We start from the raw sequence: 15,401 nt of genomic DNA on the forward strand, positions 1-15,401 counted from the left end.
GCGCGATCATGCGTACTTCACGGCGCGTGCACCAAACTGACCGGCATGAACGATCCGAGCCGGACCCCGCCAGCGGCCGTCACTCCGAGGGGGCGCGGTCGTGCCCGTCCGCGTGCCTGGCCGAGGGAGTGCGGGCATGAGCGCGAGGCAGGAAGCCGCGCGCCTGCGTGCCCTCGTCGATGCCGCACCCGCCGTGCTCTGGATCACCGAGGCCGATGGCCACTGCAGCTTCGTCGCCGACGGCTGGCACGCATTGACCGGGCAGGCGGTGGACGAGGCGCTGGGCCACGGCTGGCTGGAGGCGCTGCATCCCGACGACCGGCCGCGCGTGCGCGCCGAGTTCGCGCTCGCGCACCAGCGGCAATCGGCGTTCGAGCTCGAGTACCGGGTCCATGGCGATGGCGGACGCCACTGCTGGGTCGCGCACGCGGGCAAGCCGCGGCACGACGCCTCGGGCGCGTTCGCCGGTTTCGCGGGCTCGGTCTTCGACATCGACGAACGCCATCGCTCGGCGGAGAAGTACCGTGCGCTGTTCGAGTCGATCGACCAGGGCTTCTGCATCCTGCAGATGCTGTTCGACGAGTCCGGGGCGCCGGCCGACTACCGCATCCTCGAGGTCAATCCGTCCTATGCCCGGCATACCGGGCTGCTGGACGCGGAGGGCCGCACCGTCCGCGAGCTGGTCCCGGATCTGGAGCCGCACTGGTTCGACATCTACGGGCGGGTCGCCAGCAGCGGCGTGGCCACGCGCTTCGTCGAGGGATCGGCGGCGATGGGCCGCTGGTTCGACGTCTACGCGTTCCCGGTCGGCGACGTCGCCGATCGCCAGATCGCGGTGCTGTTCTCGGACATCACCGAACGCCGCGAGCAGGAGCAGGCGCTGCTGGATGCCGATCGCCGCAAGGACGAGTTCCTCGCCACGCTGGCCCACGAACTGCGCAACCCGCTGGCGCCGATCCGCACCTCGCTCTACGTGCTGCGCCTGGAGCCGCACCCCAATTCCACCCGTCGCATGCTCGACATCCTGATGCGGCAGGTGGACCAGCTCACCCGCCTGGTCGACGACCTCATGGAGGTCTCGCGCATCACCCGCGGCCGCATCGAGCTGCGGCCGGTCGACGTGCGCCTGGACCTGGTGATCCGCAACGCGATGGAGACCGCGCAGCCCAACTACACCCAGGCCGGCCAGCGGCTGGAGCTCGACCTGCCCGCCGAGCCGGTCTGGCTCTACGCCGATCCCGTGCGACTGGCGCAGGTGTTCACCAACCTGCTCAACAACGCCTCGCGCTACAGCCGCCCCGACGGCGCCGTGCGCCTGCAGGCGCGGGTGGAGGACGGCGAGGCCGTGATCACGGTGCGCGACCAGGGCATGGGCATCGCCCCGGAGCACCTGCAGAGCATCTTCGAGCTGTTCACCCAGATCGACCGGGCGCGCAATGCCGACGCGCGCGGCCTGGGCATCGGCCTGGCGCTGGTCAAGAGCCTGGTGCAGATGCACGGCGGCCGCATCGGCGCCCGCAGCGACGGGCCGGGCCTGGGCGCGGAATTCGAGGTGCGCCTGCCGCTGCAGGGGCGGGCCGCGGCCGAGCCGCCGCCGCCCGAGCCCGGTCCTGAGCGCGCGTTCGCCGGCCTGCGCGTCCTGGTGGCCGACGACAACCGCGACGCCGCCGAAAGCCTCGGCGAATGGCTGTCGGCCTTCGGCGCCGAGACGGTGGTCGTCCACGACGGCCTGTCCGCGCTGAAGATGACCCAGCAGCGCCAGCCGCACGTGGCGCTGCTCGACCTGGGCATGCCCGAGTTGAGCGGACTCGAGGTGGCGCGCCAGCTGCGGCGCAGCCGCCAGCAGGACAATCTGCGGCTGATCGCCATCACCGGCTGGGGCCAGGCCCAGGACCGGACCGATACCCAGGCCGCCGGATTCGATCACCACATGACCAAGCCGCCGGACATCGTCCAGTTGCGGCGCTTGCTGCTGGACGTGCGGCGGGAGCTGCTGGGCCCGCGGGACGCGACCGCGCACGCGCCGGCCGTCGAGCAGTGAGCACCTGAATCGCCGCGCGCATGGACGGCCGGGATCCCTGGTCAGCAAGCCGTGTTGCATCGCACAATACGGTGCCCCGTCCCCTCCGGTAGGCCCGTGGCCGCATCCGCCGTTCCGCTCAGCCAGCGGCTGACTCCTCGCCAGCAGGGCTGGATCCTGTTCGCGCTGTCGATGGGCGGCTTCGCCATCGGCACCAGCGAGTTCGCGCCGATGGGCCTGATGCCGGAGATCGCCGGCGGCCTCGGCGTGCGCGAGCCGCAGGTGGGGCACGTCATCAGCGCCTATGCGCTGGGCGTGGTGGTCGGCGCGCCGCTGCTGGCGATCCTGGGCGCGCGGCTGCCGCGGCGCCGGCTGCTGCTGGCGCTGATGGCACTCTACGCCGCCGGCAGCGTGGCCAGCGCGCTGGCGCCGGGCTACCTGTCGCTGATGGCGATGCGGTTCCTGGCCGGCCTGCCGCATGGCGCCTACTTCGGCGTGGCGGCGCTGGTGGCCGCCTCGATCAGCCCACCCGGCCGGCGCGGCACCGCGGTCGCGCGGGTGATGCTGGGGCTGTCGGTGGCGCTGCTGGTCGGCAACCCGCTGGTCACCTGGCTCGGCCAGATCCTGGACTGGCGCTGGGCGTTCTGGCTGGTGACCGCCATCGCGCTGCTGACGATGGCGCTGGTGGCGCGGCTGCTGCCGCCCGATCCCCACGAGCCCCGCCAGAACCCGGCGCAGGAACTGCGCGACTTCAACCGCTCGCAGGTCTGGCTGAGCCTGGCCATCGGCGCGGTCGGGTTCTCCGGCATGTTCTGCGTCTTCAGCTATCTCGCCCCGACCCTGATCCACGTGACCGGGGTGCCGGCGCGGCAGGTGCCGTTCGGCCTGGTCGCCTTCGGCGTGGGCGCGATCCTCGGCAACCTGGTCGGCGGCTGGCTCTCCGACCGCTTCCGCTTCCGTGCCGCGGCGATGATCCTGGTCTGGTCGATGGTGGTGCTGCTGGCCTATCCGCTGGCCGCGCAGGCGCGCTGGTCGATCCTGCTCGTCGTGGTGGCGGTGGGCACGATGGGCGCGCTGGCGACCGTCCTGCAGGCGCATCTGATGGACGTGGCCGCGGGCGCGCAGACCCTGGCCGCGGCCTCCAACCACGCCGCGTTCAACACCGCCAACGCGCTCGGTCCCTGGCTCGGCGGGATGGCGATCACCGCCGGCTACGGCTGGACCTCCACCGGCTACGTGGGCGCCGCCACCGCCGCCGGCGGGCTGCTGCTGTACCTGTGGGCGCGCCACGACGCGCGCCGCGCGCGCGAGGCGGACTGCGCCTGCTGACGCGGCCGACGACGCTAGCGCGAATCGACATTCGAACTGCAGCGTCGAAACCGTCCCTGCTCCCGCGCGCGGGCCCCATTGTTCCTTCTCCCGCTGGCGGGAGAATCTTGTTCTCTCTTTCTCCCGCAAGCGGGACCATGCCGTCCCTTCTCCCGCAAGCGGGGGTATGTCGTCCCTTCTCCCCCAAGCGGGTGCATGCCGTCCTTCTCCCGCAAGCGGGACGCCTGCGGCGTGCCCCCCATCCGCCTTCGGCACCTTCCCCCGCTTGCGGGGGAAGGGAAAACAAGATGCGCCCCGCTTGCGGGGGAAGGGAAAAACAGCGCGCTCCCCGCTTGCGGGTAAAGGGAAAAACCAGCATGACCCCGCTCGCGGGGGCAGGCCAAAGACAGCGTGCCTCCAGGAGCGGGCCTTTCGCGCGCTGAAATGTCGATACAGCCTAGCGGCCATCGCGGTCCGCGTCGCCGGGCAGCGCGCGCTCGACCCGGTGCCAGGCGTCGCGCACGGCGTGCCTGGCGTCCTCCCACGACAGCCTGGACGTGCCGCGCTCGCGTTCCCATTCGCGGCCCAGCCGCGCTTCGGTCTCCTCGTCCCAGCGCGCCTCGCGATCGGCGGCGCGCGCGCGGGTGCCGTAGCGGTAGGCGGCGCGGTAGTCGTCGTAGGTGTAGTCGTCGCTGTAGTAGTCGGCCTCGGCGTAGCGTTCGCCGTAGTGGCGGTCGGCATCCTCGTAGGCGCGGTAGGTGCGGTCGGTGCGCGCGTAGGCGTCTTCCACCGCCGGGCGCGCCTGGTTCCAGGACAGCAGCGAGGCGCCGCGCGCCTCCTCCCAGCGCTCGCGCAGTTCGGGCTCGGCCTCGTCCCAGCTGCGCGCCTGCAGGTTGCGGGCCTCGGTGCCGTAGCGGTAGGCCGGGGCGTAGTCGCGCTCGTAGTCGGATTCGGGTGCGTAGTAGTCGCGCGCCGGGGCGCTGGCGCGCCAGTAGTCCACCTCCACCGTCGGGTCCACGCGCTCGGCCACCGCCTTGCCGCCGGCGGCGCCGCCGAGGGTGCCGACCGCGCCGCCGACCAGGGTGCCGATCGGCCCGAACAGGCTGCCGATGGCGGCGCCGGCGAGCGCGCCCGCGGTGCCGCCCGCCGCCACGCCGAGCGGGTGCGCGCCCGGCCGGCCGCTGATCGGGTCGCGGTTGGCATCGGGCTGCTTGGGTTCGTGCTTGTCGTTCATGGCGCGCTCCGGCGGAAGGGGGAGTGCGCACTGTCGGTGCGGGATCGTGCAGGGGGCGTGCAGCGCCCGCGGCCGCCCTGGAGCGGTTTCGGCCGCGGCAGCGGGCCTGCACGGCGCGCCCGTTCACGTGGCGGACGACGCATCGCCGGGCGCAGGCCCTAAGCTAGGCGCCGACCGTGCTGCCGACGCTCCGTCCCATGCGTGCCTCTGCGTTCCTCCGTGCCACCGCCGTCGCGTTCGTCGCCGTCCTGCTCGCCGCCTGCGGCGGCAAGCAGGCGCAGACCCGGCCCGCGCTGCTGGGCGAGACCTTCGCGTTCGACGACATGTATTCCCGCAGCTTCGAGACCACGCCGGCGGTCGCCTGCGAGGCGGCGCGCCGCGCGCTGCTGGGCCAGGGTTACGTGGTGGCGCGGGCGGATGCGGGCACGGTCGAGGCGAGCAAGAACTTCCAGCCCGAGGACGAGGCGCACCTGCAACTGGCGATCCGGGTCTCCTGCGTGCCGCAGGGCAGCGGCACGCTGCTGTTCGTCAGCGCCGTGCAGGACCGCTACGCGCTGCGCCGCAGCGCCAATTCCGCCAGCCTCGGCGTCGGCGCCCTCGGCTCGGTCTCGCTGCCGATCGGCAGCACCGAGGACTCGCTGGTGCGCGTGGCCAGCAGCACGGTTCAGGACGCCGATTTCTACGGCCGCTTCTTCGACCGCGTGCGGTATTACCTGCCGGCCCACGTGCAGGAAAGCCCCGCCGAACAGCCGTAGCCGCCCCGTGCCCGCCCCGCGTCCGGCAGGATTCCACCCGGAAGCCGCGGATGGGGCCCGGCCCCGAGGACGCGGACGGTTCGGGCGACACGCCCGCGGGACGCCCCAGGGGGCGTTATGCTGCCGGGGCGCGCTGCGCGATCCGGGCGAGGCTTCGAAGCCGGCGCGGAACGGCGGCGGCGCCTGCTCTCCGGTTTCCGCGCCCCGAGTACCGTCCGAACCCGGCGCCGCAGCAGCGGTACGATTTGACGATGCGCATCGACGACGCGCCCGGCGAGTTCGGGTGGATGGTCGGACGGATGCAGTTCGACGTGACCAACCGCGAGTGCCCGCCGCCGCCGAAGGAGAATCCGGGCGGCACCTCGTCGCCGGTGCCGACCTACTCGATCCTTTTCGAACTGGTGCGCCAGCCCGACGGCACCTACGCTGGCCAATTCTTCACGGACGGCATGATCGACGAGGATGACTACGGACGCGGGGTCTGCCGCTGGGCGCTGACGAACCTGCAGGTGCAGATGCGGGCGACGGGGGCGGAGGGGGAAACCCTGTTCATCTCCAATTTCGTTGGCGATGAAATTGAAGGCGGTCAAACGGAGAAGTCCTTCTACTACTGGAGCCGTCGTTATCCGCGATCCAGGATCGACAACTATCCTGCTTCCGGCTCGCCTTCGCCGGAGGATTTCGGGGCAGATGTCAGAAATCAACTGTTCAAGATCACGCTCGCGATCGAGGGGGCGAAGTCATGAGCCTGACGTCCCAGCAGTATGCGAATCTGTCCGATCATGCCTACGCCGGGCCCGGGCGGGCCCCGCGCTCGCGCGCGGCGATGCCGGTCAGCGGATCCAGCCGCGCAGTTCCTCGCGGGTGAGGCGGCCGTCGCCATCGATGTCGACGCCGCGGAACTCCTGCGACAGCCGCGGGTGCGCCGCGGCCTCGCTGCGGCTGATGACCCCGTCGCCGTCGGTGTCCAGCGCCTCGAAGCTGATCCGGTAGGCGTCGCCGGCGGTGCCGTCGGGCTCGTAGGAGCGCACGATGACCTGCTGCTCGCCGGGGTTGCCGAAGGTGACGATGCCGGTCTGCGCAGTCTGCGCGCTCGCCCGTTCGGGCGCGGGGGCGGCCGGCGGCAGCGGCCGGGTCTGCACCTGCGCCGCGACGGCGGCGGGCAGCAGCAGGGCGGCGGCGAAGGGGAGGGTGGTGGGTCGTCGGGTCATGGCGTGGCCTCCGGGTGCTTGCGGTCCCGCTGGATGGTACCCGCGCCGGCTGTCCCGGCGCCGCTGATCGCCTCGCGCGCGTCGCGGCGCGCCTGCGCGTCCTCGTCCAGCCCGGCGCGGGCCGGGTTGCGGCCGGGCTCGAGCGCCAGCTCGACCAGGATCGGGAAGTGGTCCGAGCCGATCGCCGGCAGCCGGCGCAGGGCCACGAGGCTGAAGTCGCGGCTGTGGAACACGTGGTCCAGGGGCCAGCGCAGGCCGGGCAGCCCGGCGTGGAAGGTGTTGAACATGCCGCGGCCGATGCGCGGGTCGAGCAGGCCGCTGACCTTGCGGAACAGGCGCGTGGTGCGCGACCAGGCGACGTCGTTGAGGTCGCCGGCGACGATGGCCGGCAGCGCGCTGCCGGCGGCGGCGCGGCCGACGGCCACCAGCTCCGCGTCGCGCTCGGCCGAACCGTCGGCCTCGGTCGGGCTGGGCGGCCGCGGGTGCAGGCAGTGCAGGGCGACGCTCGCGCCGCCGTCGAGCTCCAGGCGCGCGTGCATCGAGGGGATGTCGTCCTCGACGATGAACTTCACCTCGGCGTCGTGCAGCGGCAGGCGCGAGTACAGGTGCATGCCGTAGAGATTGTCGAGCGGACGCCGCAACGCGTGCGGCAGCAGGTCGGACAGGGTGTCCAGCCGCGCCTCCCACCAGGCGTCGGTCTCCACCGCGATCAGCACGTCCGGGCGCTCCTGCCGGACCAGCGCCAGCAGGCGGTCGGCCTCGCGGTTGGTCATCAGCACGTTGGCGGCCATCAGCCGCAGCCGCGGCCGCGACGGATCGCCGCACTCGCGCACCTCGACCGGGTGCAGGCGGGTGTAGGGCAGGATCCACCACGCCTGGTAGAGCATGCAGGCGGCGTTGGCCGCGATCACCCCGATCTCCACCGCGTCGTCGATGCGGTGCAGGACGCACTGCGCCAGCAGTACCCCCGCCGAGACCAGCAGCAGCTGCAGGCGCGGGAAGTCGAGGGCGCGGATCCACCAGGCCCGGCTGCGCGACAGCGGCAGCAGGGTGGCGGCCAGCAGGACGAGGGTGATCGCGGCGAAGATGCCGGTGTTCAAGCGCTGCGCCCTCTGGCCGGTGACCGCGGGATTCTAGGCGCGATCGCGTCAATGCCCATTCATCGCCGGACCTCGGCGCCGGCGCTCATGCCGCTGTGGCGCAGCAGGGCGTCGATCCGCGGCTCGCGGCCGCGGAAGGCGCGGAAGTTCTCCAGCGCCGGCCGGCTGCCGCCGCGCGCGAGGACCTCGGCGCGGAAGCGCGCGCCGGTGTCGGCATAGGCCCCGGGCCGCTCCTCGAAGGCGGCGTAGGCATCGGCGCTCAGCACCTCGGCCCACTTGTAGCTGTAGTAGCCGGCCGCGTAGCCGCCGGCGAAGATGTGGGCGAACTGCTGCGGGAAGCGGTGCCAGGCCGGCGGCCGGTTCACCGCCACTTCCTCGCGGATGCGCTCCAGCAGCGCCAGCACGCCCGCCTGCGGCGGCTCGGCGGCGGCATGCAGTTCCATGTCGAACAGCGCGAACTCCAGCTGGCGCACGGTCTGCATGCCGCTCTGGAAGTTGCGCGCGGCGAGCATGCGCTCGAACAGCGCGCGCGGCAGCGGTTGGCCGGTGTCCACGTGCGCGGTCATCGCCTCGATGCGCGGCCACTCCCAGCAGAAGTTCTCCATGAACTGGCTCGGCAGCTCCACCGCGTCCCATTCCACGCCGTTGATGCCGGCCACCGCCAGCGCGTCGACCTCGGTCAGCAGCTGGTGCAGGCCGTGGCCCATCTCGTGGAACAGGGTGACGACCTCGCTGTGGGCGAAGGTCGCGGGCTTGCCGTCGGCGCCGCGGCCGAAGTTGCACACCAGGTAGACGATCGGCGTCTGGACGCGGCCGTCGCTGCGGCGGCGGCGGTTGCGGCAGTCGTCCATCCACGCGCCGCCGCGCTTGCCTTCGCGGGCGTAGAGGTCGAGATAGAACTGGCCGACCAGGCGGCCCTCGGCGTCGGTGAGCCGGTAGAAGCGCACGTCCTCGTGCCAGACCGGGGCGGTGTCGGGCTCCACGCGCAGGCCGTAGAGGTCGCCGATCGCGCCGAACAGCCCCGACAGCACCCGCGGTTCGGTGAAGTAGCGCTTGGCCTCCTGCTCGGAGTAGCTGTAGCGGGCCTGGCGCAGCTTCTGGCTGGCCCAGGCCAGGTCCCAGGGCTGCAGCGAGTCCAGGCCCAGTTCGTCGCGCGCGAACGCCTCCAGCTCGGCGCGGTCGCGGCGCGCGTGCGGCAGCGCGCGCGCGGCCAGGTCGCGCAGGAAGGACAGCACCTCCTCGGGGCTGCGCGCCATCTTGGTCGCCAGCGACAGCTCGGCGTAGCGCGCGTATCCGAGCAGGCGCGCCTGCTCGGCGCGCAGCGCCAGGATGCGCTCGATCAGCGGCCCGTTGTCGCGCTCGGCCGGACCGGTCTCGGAGGCGAGCACGCCGTAGGCGCGATAGAGCCGCTCGCGCAGCGGGCGATGCTCGGCGTAGGTCTGCACCGGCAGGTAGCAGGGCATCTGCAGGGTCAGGCGGTAGCCGTCGCGGCCGGCCTTGCGGGCCTCGGCCGCGCACCGGGCGACGACGTCGTCCGGCAGGCCGGCCAGCTCCGCCGGGTCCTCGACGTCGTACGTCCAGGCGTCGGTGGCGTCCAGGACGTTCTCCGAGAACTTCGCCGACAGCGAGGCCAGTTCCTCCTGGACCTCGGCCAGGCGCGCCTTCCCGGCGTCGGCCAGTTCCGCGCCGCCCAGGCGGAAGTCGCGCAGCGCGTTGTCGACCGCGCGCCGCCGCGCCGCGTCCCAGCCCGCGGCCTCGGGCGAGGCCGCCAGCGCCTTGAACTGCGCGTACAGCACCGGGTCCTGCTGCATGGCGCTGTGGAAGCGGCTGATCTTCGGCAGCGCGGCGTTGTAGGCCTGCCGCAACGCCGGCGTGTTGGCCACCGCGTTGAGGTGGGCGACCTGGTTCCAGGCCCGGCCGAGGCGCTCGGTCGCGTCTTCCAGCGGTTCCACGAAGTCCGACCAGGTGGCCGGCGCGGTGCGGGCGCGGGCCAGGGCCGCTTCGGCCTCGGCCAGCAGGGTGTCGATGGCGGGGCCGACGTGCTCGGGACGGATCGCGTCGAAGCGCGGCAGGGCGGAGAAGTCGAGGAGGGGATTGGGCGTCATGCCCGGCAAGATAAGGGCGCCGGGCGCGCGACGCCATGCCGCCGTGGGACGAGGGCCCGGGAGGTATCGTCGTTCGGCCTGGCGCGTCGAAGCCGTCCGTCTCCCGCGCGCGGACGCATGCCGTTCTTCGCGCGCTGCGTGTCAGCCTAGTCCGTGGCGAGCAGGGCGACGATGCGGTCCTGCACCCAGGTGGCGTCCTCGCGGGACAGGTCGGCCTGCGACAGGCGACCGGTCTCGCGCGAGAAGGCGGCCCAGAAGTCGCTGTCGTGCGGGTGCTGCTGGCGCAGCAGCGGCAGGCGGTCGTGGAGACCGGTCAACCAGCGATCGAGTTCGGGACGGGTCATGGCTACCTCGCGCAAGGGGGAGCCCCGCGCGGCTCTGCGGCCGCTCGCGGGGGGACAGTGGAATCTGGTCGCGTCGCGCGGGATCGGCCGCCGCGGGCGGCTTGGGATCGGGCTCGACGCGTACGGCCACCATAGGCGCGCGATGGCGTGCGTCGCGTGAAAAATGCGCCTGGAAAGAGCGGCGAACAGCAGCTGTCGCATTCAGCATAACCGATCCGCGCCGATGGCCCCCGTCTCACCGATTGAGACGAGCCTTCGCCATCGTGCGCGGGTGAAGACCATCGAGAAACTCGCGATCCTGGCCGATGCCGCCAAGTACGACGCCTCCTGCGCCTCCAGCGGGGCGAACAAGCGGCATTCGCTCGGCACCGGCGGCATCGGCAGCACCGAGGGCATGGGCATCTGCCACTCGTACACGCCGGACGGCCGCTGCGTGTCGCTGCTGAAGATCCTGCTGACCAACTTCTGCATCTACGACTGCGCCTACTGCGTCAACCGGGTCAGCAGCAACGTGCGCCGCGCGCGCTTCGCGCCGCAGGAAGTGGTGCGGCTGACGCTGGACTTCTACAAGCGCAACTATGTCGAGGGACTGTTCCTGTCCAGCGGCATCATCCGCAACAGCGACTACACCATGGAGCAACTGGTGGAGGTGGCGCGCAGCCTGCGCGAGGACCACCGCTTCGCCGGCTACATCCACCTCAAGACCATTCCCGACGCATCCCCCGAGCTGCTGGCCGCCGCCGGCCGCCACGCCGACCGTCTGAGCATCAACGTCGAGCTGCCGACCGAGCGCGGCCTGGCCGAACTGGCGCCGGAGAAGACCGCCGGCGGCATCCGCGCGGCGATGGGCGAGCTGCGCTGGCGCATCGAGGAAGGCCGCGAGGCGCGCAAGGCCGTGCGGCTGCCGGCCTCGAAGCCGCCGCGCTTCGCGCCGGCGGGGCAGAGCACGCAGATGATCGTGGGCGCCGATGGCGCCGACGACCGCAGCATCCTGCGCACCAGCGACAACCTCTACGGCAACTACCGGCTGCGCCGCGTCTACTACTCGGCGTTCTCGCCGATCCCGGACGCGTCCTCGCGGCTGCCGCCGCAGGCGCCGCCGCTGGCGCGAGAGCACCGCCTCTACCAGGCCGACTGGCTGCTGCGCTTCTACGGCTTCGGCGTGGACGAGATCGCCCCGCCCGAGGCCGGCGGCATGCTGGATCTCGACATCGACCCCAAGATGGCCTGGGCGCTGCGCCACCCCGACCGCTTCCCGGTGGACGTCAACCGTGCGCCGCGCGAACTGCTGCTGCGGGTGCCCGGGCTGGGCGCGCGCAACGTCGCGCGTATCCTCGCCTCGCGCCGGCAGGGCGCGCTGCGGGTGGACGACCTGGTGCGGTTGCGGGTGCCGGTGCGGCGCACGCTGCCGTTCGTGTCGCTGCTCGACCACCATCCGCGCCGCCAGCTCGACGATCCCGCGCGCCTGCGCGCGCGGCTGGCGCCGCCGCCCCGGCAGCAGGACCTGTTCGCATGAGCGCGGCCGGCGACCTGTTCGTCGCCGACGCGCGCGCGCAGCCGCTGGTGCGCGCCGAGGTGGTGCCGCCGTGGGACGCCGATGCCTGGCGCGACGCGGCGCGCGCGGCCTGGCGCGCCGGGGTGGCGCCGGAGCGCCTGATCTGGGAGGGCGATCCCCAAGGCGGGCTGATCGGCGCGACGGCGCTGGATGCGCTGCCGCCGCGGCGGCCGGCGCCGCGGGTGGGCGCCGAGTTCCTGTCGCTGGCCGGCGCGGTCGCCTGCCACCGCGACCCGCAGCGCTTCGCGCTGCTGTACCGGCTGCTGTGGCGCATCGCCGGCGGCGCGCCGCGCCTGCTGGAACGCGCCACCGATCCCGACGTGCATCGCGCCCGCCTGCTGGAGAAGGCGGTGCGCCGCGACGCGCACAAGATGAAGGCCTTCGTGCGCTTCCGCGAGGTGCCCGGCGACGGCGAGGCCTACATCGCCTGGTTCGAGCCGGCGCACCGCATCCTCGACCGGGTGGCGCCGTTCTTCGCGCGCCGCTTCTCCGGCATGCGCTGGGCGATCCTGACCCCGGACCGCAGCGCGTTCTGGGACGGCCGCGCGCTGGCCTTCGGCCCCGGCGGCACCCGCGCCGACGCGCCGGCCGACGACGCCCAGGACGCACTGTGGCGTACCTACTACGCGCACATCTTCAACCCGGCGCGGCTCAACCCGCAGGCGATGCGCGCGGAGATGCCGCAGAAATACTGGAAGGGCCTGCCCGAGGCCGCGTTGCTGCCGGTGCTGATGCGCGAGGCCGGCCCGCGCGTGCGCGAGATGGCCGAGCGCGCGCCCGAGGCGCCGCGCCGGCGCATCCCGGCGCCGGTGCCGGCGCCCGTCGCGCCCGCAGGCGGCCTGGAGGCGGTGCGCGCCGCGGCGGAGGGCTGCCGCCGCTGCCCGCTGTGGGAGCCGGCCACGCGTACCGTGTTCGGCGAGGGGCCGGCCGACGCGCGCGTGGCGCTGGTGGGCGAGCAGCCCGGCGACGAGGAAGACCTGACCGGTCGGCCCTTCGTCGGCCCGGCCGGGCGCCTGCTCGACCGCGCGCTGGCCGAGCTCGGCATCGCGCGCGAGCGGCTGTGGCTGACCAACGCGGTCAAGCACTTCCGCTTCGAGCCGCGCGGCAAGCGGCGGCTGCACCGCAACCCCGAGGCGACCCACGTGCGCGCCTGCCGGCCCTGGCTGCAGCAGGAACTGGCCGCGCTGCAGCCCAGGGTCGTGGTGTGCCTGGGCGCGACCGCCGCGCAGGCGGTGTTCGGCAGCGGCTTCCGCCTGATGGCCGAGCGCGGGCGCTGGCGCGAACTGGAAGGCGCGCGCGCGTTCGCCACCGTGCACCCGGCCTGGGTGCTGCGCCAGCGCGATCCCGCCGCGCGCGAAGCCGCCTATGCCGGCCTGGTGGACGACTTGCGCCTGCTCGCCGAGACCAGCCTCGTCTAGGCGGAATCGACATTCAGCGTGCGCAAGGCGCCTTCCGCGCAGGCGCGCAAGCTGTTTTCCTTGCCCCGCAAGCGGGGAGCATCCTGCTTTTCCCTTCCCCCGCAAGCGGGGGGCACTCTGTTTTTCCCTTCCCCCGCAAGCGGGGGAAGGTGCCGAAGGCGGATGGGGGGGGGCACGCCGCAGGCGTGCGAACGTGCCCTCATCCGGCGCTGCGGCGGGAGAAGGAACGACATGCCCCGCTTGCGGGAGAAGGAACGACATGCCCCCGCTTGCGGGAGCAGGGACAGCCCGGCGCTGCGGGCCGAATGCCGATACACCCCGGGGCCATGAGCGTTGACAGGCCTTGGGCGCCCGAGCGGCGGAGGCCGTCCGGGCCGCCCGACGGGCGGCGCGTGCGCTTCGCGGCCGGGTTGCGGCGCCCGCCGCGGCCGGCGAAGCGGCACGAGGCCGGCTTCCGCGCGGCGACCCGTTCGCCGCGGACGGGCTGTCCCGCCGCCCGCGTTTTGGGCCGCCGCGGGCGCGTCCCGCCGGATGCGCGCGTCCCCGCCGGCGCTCGCGTTTTTTGTGCGCCGATGTCCCCGGCTGCGTTATCGTATCGGCATCCCGGGGGCTGGCCGCGGGCCCTGCGAGCGCGATGTACTCGATCGAAGTCGTCCTGGCGATGCTGCTGCTGGTGCTGGCCAGCGGCTACGTGGCCAGGATGCTGCCGGCGTGGCTGCCGCTGCCGCTGGTGCAGATCGGCTTCGGCGCGGTGGTGGCGGGCGTGTTCCAGGAGGGCGTGCAGCTCGATCCGCATGTGTTCTTCCTGCTGTTCCTGCCGCCGCTGCTGTTCCTCGACGGCTGGCGCATCCCCAAGACTGGCCTGTTCCGCGACAAGACCCCGATCCTGGCGCTGGCGCTCGGGCTGGTGGTGTTCACCGTGGTCGGCATGGGGTTCCTGCTGCACTGGCTGATCCCGGCGATGCCGCTGCCGGTCGCGTTCGCGCTGGCGGCGGTGGTGTCGCCGACGGATCCGGTCGCGCTGTCGTCGATCACCGCGCGCGCGCCGTTGCCGCCGCGCCTGCGGCATATCCTGGAAGGCGAGTCGCTGCTCAACGACGCCTCGGGCCTGGTCTGCTTCCGCTTCGCGGTGACCGCGGCGCTGACCGGCGGTTTCTCGCTGCTGTCGGCCGGCGCCACCTTCGCCTGGCTGGCCCTGGGCGGCATCGGCGCCGGCGTGCTGCTGACCCTGGCGGCCACCCATTTGCACACGCGGCTGTCGCGCAGCGCCGGCGAGGAGGCCGGCCTGCCGATCCTGCTCAGCGTGCTGATCCCCTTCGGCGCCTACCTGCTGGCCGAGGACATCGGCGCCTCCGGCATCCTGGCCGCGGTGGCCGCGGGCATCACCATGAGCTACGTCGAGCTCAGCGGCCGCGCGCTGGCGACCACGCGGGTGCAGCGCACCGCGGTGTGGGACATGCTGCAGTTCGCGCTCAACGGCATCATCTTCGTGCTGCTGGGCGAGCAGCTTCCCGGCATCGTGACGCGGGCGGCGGCCGGCCACTCCGCGCTGGCGCTGGCCGGCTACGCGCTGGCGATCAACCTCGGGCTGGCCGCGCTGCGCCTGGCCTGGGTGTGGGCGACCATGCGCCTGCTGCTGTTCCGCGCGCACCGCAACGGCCGCGAGAGCATCGCGCCCAGCTTCAAGGTCGTCGCGGTGACCACGCTGGCCGGCGTGCGCGGCGCGATCACCCTGGCCGGCGTGCTGACCCTGCCGCTGGTGATGTCCGACGGCAGCCCGTTCCCGGGACGCGACCTGGCGATCTTCCTGGCGACCTCGGTGATCCTGGTGTCGCTGGTGGTGGCCAGCGCCGTGCTGCCGTCGCTGGGCGGGCGCATCCACCTGCCGGCCGAGCCGGAGGTGCAGCGCGCCGAGGACGCGGCGCGGCTGGCGGCCGCGCGCGCCGGGGTGGCCGCGGTGGAGCGCGCGCAGGCGACGCTGCCCGAGGCGCGCCGCGACCCGGACCTGTACGCGCAGGCGGCGGTACGGGTGATGGCGCTCTACGACGAGCGCATGAAGCGCGACGGCTCCACCGGCATCGACGCGGACGTGCTGCGTCGCGCCGACGCCGCCGAGCGCGCGCTGCGCCTGGCCGGGCTGCAGGCCGAGCGCGAGGTGCTGTTCGACATGGCGCGGCACATGCGCATCTCCGACGAGGTGGCGCGGCGGCTGGTCCGCGAGATCGACCTGGTGGAGTCGCGCTACCGCTGAGCCGGCCGCGCGGTGAACGGCGCCGCAACGCGGCATCGGCCGCGCTGGGGAGATTTCACCTGCGGTTGGCGGCCTCCGGCCGAGACTGCCGCGCCAGGCC

The 15,401-nt window shown here is 73.2% G+C and carries 12 protein-coding genes; 7 read left to right on the top strand and 5 right to left on the bottom strand.

Annotated features, from left to right (window positions below; all coding sequences use genetic code 11):
* Positions 1–136 precede the first annotated feature (136 nt).
* Entirely contained in the window at positions 137–2,041 is a 1,905-nt protein-coding gene (locus Z164_RS19785; protein ID WP_024889050.1) for a hybrid sensor histidine kinase/response regulator, read from the top strand.
* A gap of 171 nt (positions 2,042–2,212) precedes the next feature.
* Positions 2,213–3,349: an MFS transporter gene (locus Z164_RS0101880; protein WP_081770025.1), complete on the top strand. Its 1,137-nt coding sequence runs from the start codon at positions 2,213–2,215 to the stop codon at positions 3,347–3,349.
* 436 nt (positions 3,350–3,785) lie between these two features.
* Here Z164_RS0101880 and Z164_RS0101885 read toward each other — a convergent pair whose 3' ends face one another.
* Positions 3,786–4,562 (bottom strand): hypothetical protein, encoded by a 777-nt coding sequence (locus Z164_RS0101885; protein WP_024889052.1) that lies wholly within the window; start codon positions 4,560–4,562, stop codon positions 3,786–3,788.
* Between the two features lie 197 nt (positions 4,563–4,759).
* Between Z164_RS0101885 and Z164_RS19790 the strand changes: the two genes are divergently transcribed.
* Both Z164_RS19790 and Z164_RS19795 read left to right on the top strand, forming a co-directional pair.
* Positions 4,760–5,317, top strand: a complete 558-nt coding sequence (locus Z164_RS19790) for a DUF2242 domain-containing protein (RefSeq protein ID WP_043689037.1) — start codon at positions 4,760–4,762, stop codon at positions 5,315–5,317.
* Positions 5,318–5,568: 251 nt separating this feature from the next.
* A complete protein-coding gene (locus Z164_RS19795) occupies positions 5,569–6,063 on the top strand; it encodes a hypothetical protein (protein WP_052338331.1) in 495 nt (164 codons plus the stop codon).
* A gap of 87 nt (positions 6,064–6,150) precedes the next feature.
* Here Z164_RS19795 and Z164_RS0101900 read toward each other — a convergent pair whose 3' ends face one another.
* The 4 genes from Z164_RS0101900 to Z164_RS0101915 all read right to left on the bottom strand — a co-directional run bounded on the left by Z164_RS0101900 (position 6,151) and on the right by Z164_RS0101915 (position 10,077).
* Positions 6,151–6,528, bottom strand: a complete 378-nt coding sequence (locus tag Z164_RS0101900) for an EF-hand domain-containing protein (protein ID WP_024889054.1) — start codon at positions 6,526–6,528, stop codon at positions 6,151–6,153.
* Positions 6,525–7,628 carry an endonuclease/exonuclease/phosphatase family protein gene (locus tag Z164_RS0101905; RefSeq protein ID WP_024889055.1) on the bottom strand — a complete coding sequence of 368 codons (1,104 nt, stop codon included), beginning with the start codon at positions 7,626–7,628 and terminating at the stop codon, positions 6,525–6,527. The genes Z164_RS0101900 and Z164_RS0101905 overlap by 4 nt, the downstream gene beginning before the upstream one ends.
* Before the next feature lie 59 nt (positions 7,629–7,687).
* On the bottom strand, positions 7,688–9,733 hold the full coding sequence (locus tag Z164_RS0101910) for a M3 family metallopeptidase (protein ID WP_024889056.1): 2,046 nt from the start codon (positions 9,731–9,733) through the stop codon (positions 7,688–7,690).
* A 146-nt stretch (positions 9,734–9,879) separates the two neighbouring features.
* Positions 9,880–10,077 carry a hypothetical protein gene (locus Z164_RS0101915; protein WP_024889057.1) on the bottom strand — a complete coding sequence of 66 codons (198 nt, stop codon included), beginning with the start codon at positions 10,075–10,077 and terminating at the stop codon, positions 9,880–9,882.
* A gap of 271 nt (positions 10,078–10,348) precedes the next feature.
* Here Z164_RS0101915 and Z164_RS0101920 point away from each other — a divergent pair, with 271 nt between their 5' ends.
* The 3 genes from Z164_RS0101920 (at position 10,349) to Z164_RS0101935 (ending at position 15,301) form a co-directional block, all read left to right on the top strand.
* A complete protein-coding gene (locus tag Z164_RS0101920) occupies positions 10,349–11,593 on the top strand; it encodes a putative DNA modification/repair radical SAM protein (RefSeq protein ID WP_024889058.1) in 1,245 nt (414 codons plus the stop codon).
* A 44-nt stretch (positions 11,594–11,637) separates the two neighbouring features.
* Complete coding sequence (locus Z164_RS0101925; RefSeq protein ID WP_024889059.1) at positions 11,638–13,050, top strand: UdgX family uracil-DNA binding protein; 1,413 nt, start codon at positions 11,638–11,640, stop codon at positions 13,048–13,050.
* A 634-nt stretch (positions 13,051–13,684) separates the two neighbouring features.
* Positions 13,685–15,301, top strand: coding sequence for a Na+/H+ antiporter (locus Z164_RS0101935; protein WP_024889060.1), 1,617 nt, complete (start codon positions 13,685–13,687; stop codon positions 15,299–15,301).
* Positions 15,302–15,401: the final 100 nt, after the last annotated feature.

Source organism: Luteimonas huabeiensis HB2 (assembly GCF_000559025.1).
Classification (GTDB): Bacteria; Pseudomonadota; Gammaproteobacteria; order Xanthomonadales; family Xanthomonadaceae; genus Luteimonas; species Luteimonas huabeiensis.